At 39.3% G+C, this 13,905-nt stretch carries 13 protein-coding genes and 1 pseudogene; 11 read left to right on the forward strand and 3 right to left on the reverse strand.

What is annotated here, in order from left to right; genetic code table 11:
- Positions 1–7 precede the first annotated feature (7 nt).
- A complete protein-coding gene (locus QJV27_RS08930; protein ID WP_281448577.1) occupies positions 8–1,144 on the forward strand; it encodes a glycosyltransferase in 1,137 nt (378 codons plus the stop codon).
- A gap of 37 nt (positions 1,145–1,181) precedes the next feature.
- Here QJV27_RS08930 and xth read toward each other — a convergent pair whose 3' ends face one another.
- Positions 1,182–1,949 (reverse strand): exodeoxyribonuclease III, encoded by a 768-nt coding sequence (xth, locus tag QJV27_RS08935; protein ID WP_281448578.1) that lies wholly within the window; start codon positions 1,947–1,949, stop codon positions 1,182–1,184.
- Positions 1,950–2,112: 163 nt separating this feature from the next.
- On the opposite strand from xth, the gene QJV27_RS08940 reads away from it, so the two are divergent.
- The 8 genes from QJV27_RS08940 (at position 2,113) to serS (ending at position 10,414) form a co-directional block, all read left to right on the forward strand.
- Positions 2,113–3,288, forward strand: a complete 1,176-nt coding sequence (locus QJV27_RS08940) for a deoxyguanosinetriphosphate triphosphohydrolase (RefSeq protein WP_281448579.1) — start codon at positions 2,113–2,115, stop codon at positions 3,286–3,288.
- A gap of 103 nt (positions 3,289–3,391) precedes the next feature.
- The gene (argS, locus tag QJV27_RS08945) at positions 3,392–5,194 is read left to right on the forward strand and encodes an arginine--tRNA ligase (protein ID WP_281448580.1); all 1,803 of its coding nucleotides are present in this window, start codon (positions 3,392–3,394) and stop codon (positions 5,192–5,194) included.
- Positions 5,191–6,252 carry an SPOR domain-containing protein gene (locus QJV27_RS08950; RefSeq protein ID WP_281448581.1) on the forward strand — a complete coding sequence of 354 codons (1,062 nt, stop codon included), beginning with the start codon at positions 5,191–5,193 and terminating at the stop codon, positions 6,250–6,252. The genes argS and QJV27_RS08950 overlap by 4 nt, the downstream gene beginning before the upstream one ends.
- A 17-nt stretch (positions 6,253–6,269) precedes the next feature.
- Entirely contained in the window at positions 6,270–7,109 is an 840-nt protein-coding gene (locus QJV27_RS08955; protein ID WP_281448582.1) for a segregation and condensation protein A, read from the forward strand.
- Entirely contained in the window at positions 7,106–7,681 is a 576-nt protein-coding gene (scpB, locus tag QJV27_RS08960; protein WP_281448583.1) for an SMC-Scp complex subunit ScpB, read from the forward strand. Before QJV27_RS08955 ends, scpB begins: the two co-directional genes overlap by 4 nt.
- Before the next feature lie 104 nt (positions 7,682–7,785).
- Entirely contained in the window at positions 7,786–8,352 is a 567-nt protein-coding gene (tatB, locus tag QJV27_RS08965; protein WP_281448584.1) for a Sec-independent protein translocase protein TatB, read from the forward strand.
- A complete protein-coding gene (tatC, locus tag QJV27_RS08970; RefSeq protein ID WP_281448585.1) occupies positions 8,349–9,134 on the forward strand; it encodes a twin-arginine translocase subunit TatC in 786 nt (261 codons plus the stop codon). The genes tatB and tatC overlap by 4 nt, the downstream gene beginning before the upstream one ends.
- On the forward strand, positions 9,134–10,414 hold the full coding sequence (gene serS, locus QJV27_RS08975) for a serine--tRNA ligase (protein WP_281448586.1): 1,281 nt from the start codon (positions 9,134–9,136) through the stop codon (positions 10,412–10,414). The genes tatC and serS overlap by 1 nt, the downstream gene beginning before the upstream one ends.
- A gap of 269 nt (positions 10,415–10,683) precedes the next feature.
- Here the strand turns inward: serS and QJV27_RS08980 are convergent, their stop codons facing one another.
- Positions 10,684–11,538, reverse strand: a complete 855-nt coding sequence (locus QJV27_RS08980) for an ATP-binding protein (protein WP_281448587.1) — start codon at positions 11,536–11,538, stop codon at positions 10,684–10,686.
- 113 nt (positions 11,539–11,651) lie between these two features.
- Here QJV27_RS08980 and yajC point away from each other — a divergent pair.
- Positions 11,652–12,023: pseudogene (gene yajC, locus QJV27_RS08985) on the forward strand (preprotein translocase subunit YajC); the annotation flags it as partial.
- A gap of 169 nt (positions 12,024–12,192) precedes the next feature.
- Here the strand turns inward: yajC and QJV27_RS08990 are convergent.
- On the reverse strand, positions 12,193–12,801 hold the full coding sequence (locus QJV27_RS08990; protein WP_281448588.1) for a superoxide dismutase: 609 nt from the start codon (positions 12,799–12,801) through the stop codon (positions 12,193–12,195).
- Positions 12,802–12,946: 145 nt separating this feature from the next.
- Here QJV27_RS08990 and QJV27_RS08995 point away from each other — a divergent pair, with 145 nt between their 5' ends.
- Positions 12,947–13,789, forward strand: a complete 843-nt coding sequence (locus tag QJV27_RS08995; RefSeq protein WP_281448589.1) for a squalene/phytoene synthase family protein — start codon at positions 12,947–12,949, stop codon at positions 13,787–13,789.
- Positions 13,790–13,905 lie beyond the last annotated feature (116 nt).

The following is a 13,905-nucleotide window of genomic DNA, read 5'->3' on the forward strand; positions in this document are numbered from 1 at the left end:
TAAAGTGATGGAAGAAAATCAGTCTATAGATTATACGGACATGTTGTCTATATGTCCTCAAGCATTACAAGTATATCAGCAGCGTGGCTTAAATGACGTAACTGCGGCATATGATATTGGCAATATATTGAGCACAAATCACTTTTATGCTGAAGCTGCTTTTCTTTTCAAACTTGCTTATAATATGCACTCGAAAAGTCCAGCAGAATATCCATTATGCCATATCTTGTGGATGATTAGAATAGTTGCACTTTTAAAAGGCAATTTGCCTATAAAGGATGAAGAGCTAGAACAGTTAAAAAATCTTAGTATTCCTTTTTATAATTATTTAACTGGTTGGAAACAATATAAAGAAAATAATGATGCATTATCTGCCATTTCGGTAATGCAAAATTGTTATGAAGAATTTCCAACGGGGGAAGAGGCAGATCGCATTTACCTCTCTATTATGATGGATATTTTCAACCCTAATCCGGTGGTGTCTATCAGTCCTAGGGAATGTAGTAAAGCAGCTTTCAACGTTATTCCAAATAATTTATTTATGTATTGGGATCAAAATCCTCCGCCTGAAGTTACGCAAAATTTTGATTATCAAAAGCAACTAGGGCATTTTAATTTAAGAATTTTTGATAAAGCAGAAGCAACAGAGTGGCTTTATCAAAATTATGGCGTTGAGGCTCGTCATATTTTTCTTTCTGCACGTCATCCTGCTGAAGCAGCAGATTTCCTTCGTATTCATGTCATCAATCATTATGGTGGTTGGTGGTTGGATGCCGATATACGTATTAGATCAATAGAACAATTTTATTCTGTTATTTCAACAGCGTACGAACACGTGTTTTTGTTGACAGACAATTATGTTGTTCACAATGATTTCTTTGGTTCTGTTGCCAATAGTCCTATTTTGAACGAATGTATTCGTACTTTATATCATAATTCCTACATGCATAAAGATTTGTTTATCGCATATAAAACAGGACCGGGAGTCTTTAATCGCGCAATCAACAGAATTTTATATCGTTGTATCAAGGGAGAGGCAAAATCACCTTCTTTGATTATACTAGATCATCATAAGTTTTGGAATGTAATCGAAGATTTTGAGACACCATACAAAACAGCAACTCCGCACTGGATGGCATCTTAGTATGAATATGCTGTTAAAAGCAGCATTTTTTTGTAAGTTAAAATTCAATTATTAAAGGTACATGATCTGAAGGCTGTTCTTTGGATCGTTCCTTTTTGTCAATAGTAACTTTGTAAAGTTGCTCGGCAATTTTTGGGGATAACAAGGCATGGTCAATTCTTAGTCCTGCATTACGTTGCCAAGCCCCCCGAGTGTAGTCCCAAAAGGTATAGTAATGCTGTGTAGGGTAGAGGGATCTAACTGCGTCTGTTAGTCCAGCCCACAATAGTTGGTAAAAGCCTCGACGGCTCTGAGGATTGATTAAGGCATCTTCGGCAGATAGAGTTTCAGGTGCGAAGTCTTGGTCTGTTGGACAAATATTGAAGTCTCCAGCAAAAATACAATTCTTTCTTTGTTCCAGTAATGTTTTTGCACGTAATATTAAGGCGTTAATAAAGTCGATTTTTCGTTGAAAACCTTCCTCTCCCCCTGAATTTCCGTTAGGAAGGTATAGATTGCACAAAATAATATTTTCACTTTCAATTTCAATATAGCGTGCTTGAGGATTTTTTTCGTCGAGGTCAGGCAGGGTAGTATAGTGTAATTGGTATGGGTGACGGCTTAAAATAGCAACACCATTATAGGCTTTTTGGCCATGTACAACGGCTTGGTACCCCAAATCTTCAAATGACTGGACGGGGAATTGTTCGGTTTGGCACTTGATTTCTTGTAGAAAAAGCCAGTCTGGTTGTTCTTTTTTTAACCATTCTTGAACAAGTTCTTTTCGTTGTCGAACAGAGTTGACATTCCAAGTGGCAAGTTTCATAAAATATAGACCTAGTATAAATGAATATGTGATATATTTTATGATAATATTAAATGATTAAGATAGCGTAAATGCAAAACCAATTAATTTTTAGAAATTTTGCTGATTAAATTTAATTCTATTACGTTTTGTCATTTATAACAAATATAGAAAAGGCATAATCATGAAACTGGCTGCCTATGCTGTACAAGAAACGAGTGCCAGAGGGCGCGTTTATCCCGAAGCGGAATCCGTTAGCCGAACACCATGGCAGCGGGATAGGGATCGTGTTGTTCATTCGACGGCTTTTCGTGTATTACAATATAAAACACAAGTTTTTATTAATCACGAAGGTGATTTTTTCCGAACACGTTTAACACATTCTCTTGAAGTGGCACAAATTGCCAGTTCGATTGCGCGTTCTTTACAATTGAATGAAGATCTGACTCAGTGTTTAGCATTGGCACATGATTTAGGGCACCCGCCTTTCGGTCATGCAGGGGAATGGGCGTTACAAGAAGTAATGAAGGAATATAATGGTTTTAGCCATAATGATCAATCTCTTCGCCAAGTTACACGTCTTGAACAACGTTATGTTCATTTTGACGGATTAAATTTAACGTGGGAGAGTTTAGAAGGGCTGGCAAAACATAATGGCCCTGTTTTAAAGCCAGATCCGTATTTACAAACATATAACCAATATTACCCTTTAGAATTATCTAGTTACGCCTCAGCCGAGGCTCAAATTGCATCCATTTCCGATGACATCGCATATCATAGTCATGATTTAGATGATGGATTACGGGCGGGGTTATTAAATCTAAATGAGTTGAGAGATTTGCCTTTGGTAGGAGAAGCCTTGCACGAAGCTAAAAAAGCAATGAATGATTGTCAGTTCACCGAACACTTTGATAATAGGTTACGACATGAGATGATTCGCAGGATTATCGATTATTTAGTTACCGATTTAAAAACGCAAACTTTGCGTAATATAGAGGCCTTGGCACCCAAGCACGTTGATGATATTCGATACGCGAAAATAGGGGTAGTACAGTTTAGTGACGAGGTGGGTAAAGCCAATCAACAGATTCGTCAGTTTTTATACCAGAATCTATATTATCACTGGCGTGTGAATCGTATGAGTCGTAAAGGCAAACAATTAGTAAAGGAATTATTTTCAATTCTATCAGAGAATACTGATTTATTACCCAAAGAATGGCAAAAACGATTACAAAAAGCCTCTGAAAGAAAGCAAAGAAAAGGTGAATTACGCGTTGTGGCAGATTATATAGCTGGTATGACTGACCGTTACGCGATCGAGGAATATCAGCGTTTAACGGATTTAGCGGTATTGGCCTAAGTTATTTACTAGTGTTATATAAAAGATAGAATGGCTTTTTTACAAAGGGTTCGGTAAAAGGGAATTCAAATATTCATTTGGTTTTGAGAAAGATAGTTTTTATATGAATGATCATAATCTGTACGTGTTCTTCCGTCATTCTGTTTTAGAAGCTTTACGACAGACCGTGCCAGAATTACCCCAAACAATAATAGATCGCGTCGAATTGACCCCAACCAAAGATCCTGTTCATGGGGACATGGCAACGAATGCAGCACTCATCGTTGCAAAGTTTGTCAAACGTCGTCCTCAAGAGTTGGCCGTGGAATTGGCAGATTATTTGAAACAAATTGATGGGATTGATCATGCAGAACCCGCAGGGCCCGGTTTTGTTAACTTAAAAATCTCGACCAAGATGTTTCAAAATTTGTTAAGTACGATCTTACGAACAGGAGAGATCTTTGGTGCCAGTAAGATTGGTCATGGTACAAAGGTAAATGTTGAATATGTTTCTGCTAATCCAACAGGGCCAATGCATGTTGGTCATTGTCGAGGTGCTGTGGTTGGCGATGTGTTGGCCAATTTGATGGCTAAAACTGGATTTGATGTTACCAAAGAATATTATATTAATGATGCTGGTGCGCAAGTGATTGCACTGACATGGGCAACATATTGGCGGTATTTACAAGCCTTGGGGCAAGATTGTCCGGCAGAAATGTTTGAGGATCGTTTCAAACATATTATGCCGACGGGATTGCAATATCAAGGGGACTACTTAATTCCTGTTGGGCAAAAGTTGGCCCAAGATTATGGGGATAAATTATTAAATGGCAGCGAAAACTTGCCGTTGCCCACGTGGTTTGAAACGGTCCGCAAATGTGCGCTAGAATCCATGATGGCTGGCATTCGTGATGATTTAACAGCACTTGGTGTTCATCACGACATATTTGTTTCCGAGTTATCTATCTTACATTCTGGAATGGCAGATAAAGCCCTAGAATCGCTAAAAGAACAAGGGCTGCTTTATACGGGTGTTTTGGAACCTCCAAAAGGTAAGGTTGTTGAAGATTGGGAACAACGCCCACAAACTCTGTTTAAATCTACAGCTTATGGTGATGATGTCGATCGTCCTTTACGCAAATCAGACGGGTCTGCGACATATTTTGCTAATGATATCGGATATCATTATGATAAAGTTGAACGTGGAGCCCAAGTATTAATTGATATTTGGGGGGCAGATCACGGTGGGTATGTTCCACGCATGCGTGCTGCAATTAAGGCATTAACCAATCAAAAACCTGTTGATTTCGAAGTGGTTTTGTGTCAAATCGTGCGTGTGGTTCGTAATGGTGAAGTGGTAAAAATGTCCAAACGGGCAGGAACTTTTATTACGTTACGGGATTTGATCGATGAAGTGGGTAAAGATGCAGTAAGATTTACGATGTTGACGCGTAAAGCAGATGCCCAAATGAATTTTGATTTGGAGCAAGTTGTTGCGCAGACACGCGATAATCCCGTATTTTACGTACAATACGCACATGCACGTTGTCGATCTGTATTGCGTTCGGCCATAGAAAAATTTGGTAATGATGTAATTTGTGCTGCACAATTAGCCAAGGCAAAATTGGATCAGTTGCAAAGTGATGCAGAGCTAGCCGTTATGCGTCGTCTTGCCCAATGGCCCAGAGTGGTAGAAAGTGCCGCTTTGGTCAGAGAGCCGCACCGTATTGCGTATTATTTGATGGAAGTTGCTGCTGACTTTCATGCGTTATGGAATGCTGGACGTGATGATGCGACATTACGTTTCATTCAAGAAGATGATACTTCAGGAACGATGGCACGTTTGGCGTTGGTAGAAGCGACTGCTTGTGTTATTCGTTCTGCGATGATGATTTTAGGTGTTGAACCGGTAGAGGAAATGAGATGATAGACCCCAATTCACCAGACCCTTCAAAGAGAAAATCATTTTTCGATGAAGATGCGCTGGATAATCACAGTGACAGGCCAGCCCCGCATCCAAATCAACGGGTTTATAATGATCGTGAACGTATGGCGTCCCCCTATCATGACGACGAGGAATATCCATATGACGATCAAGAGTATGATCGTAAAAAGCCTTCTCGGTTTGGGTTTATGGAAACATTGGGACGTGGTGATTCTGGCAGTCGTCGCTTAACTTATGCCGCAGGCAGTATTGGTGCTTTATTGGTCTTGTTTGTTGGGGGATGGATGTTATTTGGATCATCCAACAGAGGTATCCCAGTTTTTGAACCTCCCACGGAACCTGCCAAAGAAAAAATTGCGAGTTCAGGAAATGTAGAAACTATTGGATTAGGAGTTGGGGTCAATACCGTGCCAGATCCTAATAACCCAGCGGGTGGAATACCAGGTCAAACTACACTGGCACCAGGACCAGAACAGCCAAATCCATCGGCCTTAGCAGAACAATATGCAAAACCACCTGCCTTGCCGCCTGCTACTGCGACTAATCAGACGTCTTCGGGGCAAAGTGGGCAAACATCTTCGCCATCGGGTGGTGTATCTCCTGTTGCGCCGTCAACGAATACAGCTGCTAATAACAGTGCATCAGAAAATGTACCAGAACCCGTTGCGCCTCCAAAGAAAACACATGTGAAACATCATGATGTACCTCAGCATAAATCGGTGGAAACTAAAAAGACGGTAAAAACTGAGCCTAAAAAACCAGTGAAAAAGCAAGCTATTGCTACATCTTCCAATGGCAAATTTGGGGTTCAATTGTCTGCGTTGGGTTCTGAAAGTGCTGCGCAAAAGCAATGGCAAGTTTTACGTAAAAAAGCACCTGAATTATTGGGCGGACATTCTCCTACTATTCAAAAGGCTGAGGTTAACGGCAATACAGTATATCGTTTACGTGTTAAGGGTTTCGCATCTAAAACACAGGCTGGTGCTTTTTGTAGTCAGCTAAAGGCAAAAAGCATTGCTTGTACGCCAGCTAACTTTTAAGGTTACTGTGCAATAATATGGAAAAATCCATAGAGAATTTTTCTGAACAAAGGATTCAGTCCTCTGAATCCTTTGTTGTTCATTTGGAAGGGTTTGAAGGGCCACTGGATTTATTGTTGCAACTTGCGCGCACGCAAAAGGTTGATTTGGCGCGTATTGCAATCTTACCTTTGGTAGAGCAGTATCTCGATATTATTGAATCAGCACAGAAAATTCGTTTGGAGTTGGCCGCGGATTGGTTGGTGATGGCGGCATGGTTGGCATGGTTAAAGTCCTGTTTATTATTGCCTGAAAAACCAACAGATATTGAGGATACAGAACAGGCAGTCGATTTATTACAAGAACGTCTTGAGGAGCTAGAGCGCATTAACAAAGTCGCCCAATGGATGCAAAGCCGTCCGTTGTGTGGGCATGAAGTATTTATTCGTGGTTATTTTGAGGATCGAACAAAAATTGATTCTTCTGGGGTTATTTTGGATTTATCGCGATTTATCAGTGCTTATGTAACCTCTATGCGCAAAAAAAATAAGAAAAAAGAATGGCGTCTGCGATCTTTTAATTTTTGGACCGTTAAAGATGCACTATCACGGTTAAAAAGACTACTTGGGCAAAGTAATATACCAGGGTGGCACGTATTGGATGCATTTTTGCCCCACTATACGGTTATTGCTGGGCAAAATGCTACTGCTGAAATGACCTTGCGGCAGGTCAAAGCCGCATGGAGTGGAACGTTACTAGCAGGATTGGAAATGGCTAAATCGGGTCAGATTGAATTGACACAAAAAGAACAGTTTGGCCAAATTCAATTACGTAAGCAAAGCGATCAGCATTTAGAGGAAAGAGAGTCCGACTTATGACTTTAATTCCGAATGAATTAAAAGGGTTGATTGAAGCATTTATTTTTGCACAACCTGAGCCTGTATCAGAGAAAATGATATTGGATCTTTTAATGAAAAATTCCGTAATTATTAAGGATATGCCAACAATTATTACGGAATTGCAGCAAGTATTAAAGGATTTACAGGCAGAATATGCATATCGAGGGATACGACTATGTCAAATAGGTGGGGGATGGCAATTTCGCACCGCCGAAGAATGGGCCCCGTATCTGGTAAAAGTTATTGTTAAACCCAAGCGCCTTTCAAGGGCTGCGATGGAGACCTTGGCCATTATTGCTTATCATCAACCATGTACACGGGCAGATATTGAACGTATACGTGGGGTTAGTTTAAATCAAAATGTTTTAGACAGTTTACTGGAAAATATGCTTATTAAACCATGTGGACATAAACAGGTTCCAGGTCGTCCCACTTTATGGGGAACGACCAAAGAATTTTTGGGATATTTGGGATTAAATGATTTGCAGGACTTGCCTAAAAAAGAAGAGTTATTTGCCGATATCCCATATCAAACCCCTGGAGATTTGTGAAATTAGTTGCTGCATTTTATGTTCAGAACCCGTATAGATAAAATGAAGAAACATATACCATAATCATCGTGATGGTTGGGGAATGGAGGGGGCAATAACAAAAGATGTTTGATTTTTCTTGGGCAGAGATCTTATTGATTGGGATTGTCAGTATGATTTTTATCGGGCCGAAGGATTTCCCAAAAGTTATCCGTTGGTTTTCTGATACATTGAAAAAATGTCGCAAAATGGCGGGGGAATTTCATAATCAAGTTGATGAAATGGTCAAAGATACTGATTTAAAAGAGGCCAAAGATCAATTGATGGAATTGCGCCACATGAATGTTAAAGGGGTCATATTAGGCGCAATTGATCGGGATGGTTCTTTGCAAGATACGTTTAAAAATCCTCCCTTATCTTCTCACACAGCATTAACAGGTTCAGGGAATCAGGGGTTCGAGACAACCGATATTAATCCGACACCTTATATAGGGTCAGCGGTGGATCATACTGGCGTTGAAGAGGATGTGGATAATGATATCGATGTCGAGGCATTGGAACGTGATGATCCTGCCCCCACATTTTTCCCACCGCCAGTTGCCCAACGGATGCAAGTTAGACGCGCATCACCACCATCACCACCGATGATACCACCCCAAATCGCGAAATATAAAGAACAGAGATGGTTATGAGTGATCAAGAAACAGAAACATTAAATGATAAGGCCATGCCATTGATGGAGCATTTCATTGAATTGCGTCGTCGTTTGATTTGGTGTGTGGTTACTTTCGTTATAAGTTTTGCAGTTTGTTATCATTTTTCCCAACAAATTTACTTGTTTTTAGCCCACCCCTTAGAAAGTGCATTACGGGCCAAGGGGCAACATCCACAGATGATTTTTACAGATCTGACAGAAGCTTTTTTTACAAATATTAAAGTCGCTTTTTTCGGAGCTACGTTCTTATCTTTTCCCATGATTGCTACCCAAGCTTGGATCTATATTGCACCTGGATTATATAAAAATGAAAAAAAAATATTTGCCCCTTTTTTAATTGCTACTCCGTTTTTATTTATACTAGGGGCTGCCTTGGCTTATTATTTTGTTTTTCCAATGGCATGGAAATTCTTTCTATCTTTTCAAATTGATGGGGCAGGTAATCAGATGCATATTGAATTACAGGCTAAGGTTTCTGAGTATTTGCGATTGGTAACGCGGTTAATTTTGGCTTTTGGTATTGCGTTTGAATTACCTGTTTTATTGACTCTGTTGGCCAAAGTTGGTTTTGTTACGGTTGCTAAACTAAAAAAATTTAGACGGTATGCTTATGTTATTGCTTTTGTTATTGCAGCGATTTTGACCCCACCTGATGTGATTACGCAAATATCTTTGGCGGTTCCGCTGATTATTTTATATGAAATTTCTATTTTTTCTGCTCGTTTGGTAGAGCCTAAATTATTTGAGGAGAACTTATAATGCATGATTTTCGCGCGTTGCGTGCTGATCCGACTGCTTTTGATGACGATTTGGCACGTCGTGGAATTGCCCCTATCAGTGACGATTTATTAAAATATGACGAAGAACGCCGCTCCTTATTGAATGATTTGCATCAAAAACAGGCAGATCGTAATAATTTGTCTAAACAAATTGGACAGTTAAAACGAGATAAACAAGATACTTCAGAATTAGAAGCGCAAGGGATTGCTTTACGCCAAGAATTAGAAGCTATTCAAGCCAAAGCAGATGCGTTGGATGCGCAGATATTCGAGATTTTGGCTGGACTTCCTAATCGACTGGCACCAGAAGTGCCAAACGGTGCAGACGAAACCGAAAACGTCATTATCCACCAGTGGGGGGAACCCAAAGAATTAGGGTTCACACCATTACAGCATTTTGAGCTGGGTGAAAAATTAGGCATGATGGATTTCACAGTTGCTTCTAAACTATCAGGGGCGCGTTTTAGTATTTTGCAAGGGGCGTTGGCAAGGCTGGATCGGGCTTTGGGCCAGTATATGTTAGATTTGCATACGAATGAACACGGATATATAGAGCATGTTGTGCCATTACTGGTGAATGAACAAACCATGTATAATACGGATAAATTGCCTAAATTTGGTGATCAATCTTTTTGTACAACAGATGATCGTTGGTTAATCCCCACTGCAGAAGTACCGTTGACAGCGATGCAAGCAGATGAATTAATCGCTGTAGAAGCATTACCTATTCGTAGAACGGCTTTATCAGCTTGCTTTCGTAGTGAGGCTGGGGCTGCTGGACGTGATACGCGTGGATTAATTCGTCAGCATCAATTTTACAAAGTGGAAATGGTCAGCATTACCACACCAGATGAAAGCGAAGCAGAGCATGAACGAATGACCCGTTGTGCGGAAACAGTATTAGAAAAACTGGGCCTACCTTATCGCCGTATTTTGTTATGTTCTGGAGATACTGGATTTGGTGCTGCTAAAACTTGGGACTTAGAAGTTTGGTTGCCTGGTCAACAAGCTTGGCGTGAGATTTCTTCTTGTTCGAATACCAAGGCTTTTCAGGCACGCCGTATGAATGCGCGCTTTCGTCCCAAGGCAGAAGAAGGGAAAAAAGTTTCACCTGAATTCGTGCATACACTGAATGGCTCTGGTGTTGCAGTAGGGCGTGCATTGGTGGCTGTGATGGAAAATTATCAAAATGCAGATGGCACAATTACGGTTCCAGAAGTTCTGCGTCCTTATATGGGGGGATTAAGCAAAATCGGTTGATCAAATCACAGCCTCTTTTTATAGAATGATGTAGATTAATCTTATTTCTTGATCTTAATAAAAAATGCAGTTGAAATGCTAATCATATATCCATCACAGTGTCGCTGGATTTAGGCATCGTTTTTGTTTTAAAGGACTAAAATAAAAAGCACAGTTTCAAAACTGTGCTTTTGAAGAAGTAAATATCAAATACTACTTTATTTTTTATTATTTTGAATATGATTGAAAAATACACTTAGAAAGTAGCAGGGACTGAAGTGGTATTTATCTTATTTCTTTAATTTTGCAGTTAAATCTTCGATAAATTGCCAAGCTACACGGCCATTCCTAGAACCCCGCGTGATAGACCATTCATTAGCTTGGGCAAGAAGGTCCTCTTCTGAAATAGATAGGTTGCGATCTTTGGCATAGGCTTTGACGATGTTATCGTAAAGTGTTTTATCACAATTGTGAAACCCAATCCATAATCCAAAACGATCGGACAAAGAGACTTTTTCCTCAATTGCTTCAGATGGGTTAATGGCTGTAGAGCTTTCATTTTCGATCATGTCACGTGGCATTAAGTGACGGCGGTTACTGGTGGCATAAAATAAGACATTGTTTGGCCGGCCTGCAATGCCACCATCCAAAACGGATTTAAGGGCTTTGTAATCGCGATCTTCTTTTTCAAAAGATAAGTCATCTGAAAAGATAATAAAACGATGTGGTAAGGGCTTTAATAATTGTAATAGGGTTGGTAGAGAGTGAATATCATCTCGCGGAATTTCAATAATTTTTATTTCTTCAAATTGACCTTTCAGTTCTTTGTTGACCTCTTGGTGTACAGATTTAATTAACGAGGATTTTCCCATCCCCCGAGCACCCCATAACATAGCATTATTAGCAGGCAGACCCTTGGCGAAATGTAAGGTATTTTCAAATAAGGTGGCTTTTTGATGGGATAGACCCTGTAATAATGAAACGTCAACAAAGGTTACGTCATCAATAGGGATTAGGCAATTTTTAGAAGCCGACCACATAAAGGCATTGGCTTGATGAACATTATCAATATGTGGTTTTGGAGGGGATAATTGTTCTAGTGCCGTTGCAATACGTTCTAGTAAAGGGATCAGATCAGCATTCATTTGTTTTTTCCAAATAATTTTAGTAGGAGTTTTGCTTTATATGTAATATGAAAAAGGGTATCTATTTGAATTAAATAACTATACATCGTGTGGATATGATAGGAAATAACTTAATGATGAATATTATGGATTTGCTGATTCCTTCTGCTTATGCGCAAGCCAGTGGCGGTGGTGCTGGGGGTGGGTCAATGATCGTCAGCTTGTTGCCTTTTGTTGGAATTTTTCTAATTTTTTACTTTATGATTATCCGTCCACAACAAACCAAAGCAAAACAGTTACGTGAAAGTATGAAGTCATTACGTCGTGGTGATAAAATTGTAACTGCGGGTGGAATTGTTGCAACTGTTATTCGTAACCAAGAAGATTCCGATGAAATGGAAGTTGAATTATCCAGCGATGTTCGGGTAAAAGTTTTACGCAGTACCGTGACAACGGTATTGGAAAGTAAAGCAATGCAAGCCAACGAAGCCAATAAGGGCAATAAAAAGGTCAAAGCAGCGATAGGTAAAAATAATAAAGATAAAGAAAAAACAGCCGAGCCTGTTAAAGAAATTGAGCTTGCGGCCAGTGAAGTTAAGGAAAAAGAAGAAAAAGCCTAATAAATTAAAAAACCCGACATATAGTGTCGGGCTTTTTATTATCTATTAAACGTAATTATTTAGCGTTTAATTGCTGTTCAGCAAAATCGTAATTTGCTAGTTTGTTTAGGAAATTATCAACGAAGTCTGGGCGACGATTGCGGAAATCGATGTAATATGCATGTTCCCAAACGTCAATGGTTAACAGAGCCTTACCTTGGCCTTCAGAAAGTGGACTTTTTGCATTTGGTGTTTTAGTAATAATTAATTTACCGCTATTGTCTAAGACTAACCAAGCCCAACCAGAACCAAATTGAGTGGTTGCTGCTTTTTTAAATTCAGCTTTAAAATTATCGACAGATCCAAAATCTTTGACGATGCGTTCTTCAAAAGATGAAGACATTTTTCCGCCATCTGGGCTGATTGAATTCCAGAACATACTGTGGTTGTAATGTTGACCTGCATTGTTTAATACAGGGGTTAAGGCTTCGTCTTTAGCGGCCATTACAATCAATTCTTCGAGGGTCTTACCTTGTAGTGCAGGATTGGCAGCAACCAAGTCATTTAATGTATTTACGTAGGTTTGGTGATGTTTTCCGTGATGAAATTGTAATGTTTCTTCACTCATCCCTAAACGAGATAAAGAGTTGGGGGGGAATGGGAGTTGTGCAAGTTCAAATGTCATTTTGTTCCTCGTTATCTTAAATTTAATATAAGACCTTTTTAGTTCTTATTATTTATATATATAAAAGTTATTACGACATTTATAAAGGTTTAATCGTAAAACGTTTATAATTTTCTTTTGAATTCTTTTATCATACAGTATTTTTATGCCCAACCAAAACACATCTTCTTTACTTTCTTTTTGTGCACAATATGTTCAAAAAAATGATCCAGATCGTTTTTTTTGCACGTTGTTTATTCCTCCACCCCATCGAGAGCTCGTATTCCGATTGACTGCGTTTTATATTGAAATAACACGTGCAGTTGCTTTGCCAGCATCATGGTCCGTTGCAGGGCCGATGGCAGGGTTTATTCGTCTGCAATGGTGGCGGGAATTAATAGAAGGCAAAGATAGAACTCACGAAATAGCACCTTTTATCAGAGAATCGATTGCCCAGAAAACTTTAAATCCTAGTGTTTTATTATCGATGATTGAAGCTAGAGAAATAGAGTTAGATGGTATCAAAGATTGGGAGCATTGGGATCATATGATGATGCTATCTTCTGGTGCGTTGCAACAAACTATTGCTTCTATTTTAGGGATACAGGATAAAGCACAATTATATGCGGTGGGGGCCTTAGGGGTCGCATACGATATTGTTCGAATGGCACGTTATTTACCGCAAATGTTACAGATAGGGCGTTGTCCTTTTCCGACTGAGACGATTGAAAATTTACATTTAATTAGAACGGATGATGGAATTGTAAGTAATGCTGAGATTGTTGCACAAATTAGAATGTTGCTAATTGAGAAGGTACATATCTATTTAGATGCTGGTAAAAAAGTAAAGGCGTTAGGGCGAAAGAAAAATGCAGCAATTTTACCAATTACCCTTGCTAAACGTGATTTAAAGCGGTCAATATTATGGGATCATATACCCGCAAAACGGGGGATAGGGGATCAATTGGCAGTAGTGTGGTCTAAATTTACAGGAAGAAGTTATATTTAAATTCTGACGTAGTAGTTATAAGTCAACAAACAGAAGAAAATTCTTCTGTTTGTTGATGCGCTTTTTATTTTGTTACATTATATCAATAATTTTGTATGTTGTGAATATTTTTTGTA

Source organism: Commensalibacter oyaizuii (assembly GCF_029953265.1).
Taxonomy (GTDB): Bacteria; Pseudomonadota; Alphaproteobacteria; order Acetobacterales; family Acetobacteraceae; genus Commensalibacter; species Commensalibacter oyaizuii.

What these genes read in the sequence shown, in the direction of transcription:
- QJV27_RS08990 (WP_281448588.1), bottom strand. Translation starts at nt 12,801, where the DNA reads ATGACATTTGAACTTGCACAACTCCCATTCCCCCCCAACTCTTTATCT.
- QJV27_RS08980 (WP_281448587.1), bottom strand. Translation starts at nt 11,538, where the DNA reads ATGAATGCTGATCTGATCCCTTTACTAGAACGTATTGCAACGGCACTA.
- tatC (WP_281448585.1), top strand. Translation starts at nt 8,349, where the DNA reads ATGAGTGATCAAGAAACAGAAACATTAAATGATAAGGCCATGCCATTG.
- serS (WP_281448586.1), top strand. Translation starts at nt 9,134, where the DNA reads ATGCATGATTTTCGCGCGTTGCGTGCTGATCCGACTGCTTTTGATGAC.
- scpB (WP_281448583.1), top strand. Translation starts at nt 7,106, where the DNA reads ATGACTTTAATTCCGAATGAATTAAAAGGGTTGATTGAAGCATTTATT.
- QJV27_RS08940 (WP_281448579.1), top strand. Translation starts at nt 2,113, where the DNA reads ATGAAACTGGCTGCCTATGCTGTACAAGAAACGAGTGCCAGAGGGCGC.
- QJV27_RS08930 (WP_281448577.1), top strand. Translation starts at nt 8, where the DNA reads ATGGAAGAAAATCAGTCTATAGATTATACGGACATGTTGTCTATATGT.
- QJV27_RS08950 (WP_281448581.1), top strand. Translation starts at nt 5,191, where the DNA reads ATGATAGACCCCAATTCACCAGACCCTTCAAAGAGAAAATCATTTTTC.
- xth (WP_281448578.1), bottom strand. Translation starts at nt 1,949, where the DNA reads ATGAAACTTGCCACTTGGAATGTCAACTCTGTTCGACAACGAAAAGAA.
- QJV27_RS08995 (WP_281448589.1), top strand. Translation starts at nt 12,947, where the DNA reads ATGCCCAACCAAAACACATCTTCTTTACTTTCTTTTTGTGCACAATAT.
- argS (WP_281448580.1), top strand. Translation starts at nt 3,392, where the DNA reads ATGAATGATCATAATCTGTACGTGTTCTTCCGTCATTCTGTTTTAGAA.
- tatB (WP_281448584.1), top strand. Translation starts at nt 7,786, where the DNA reads ATGTTTGATTTTTCTTGGGCAGAGATCTTATTGATTGGGATTGTCAGT.
- QJV27_RS08955 (WP_281448582.1), top strand. Translation starts at nt 6,270, where the DNA reads ATGGAAAAATCCATAGAGAATTTTTCTGAACAAAGGATTCAGTCCTCT.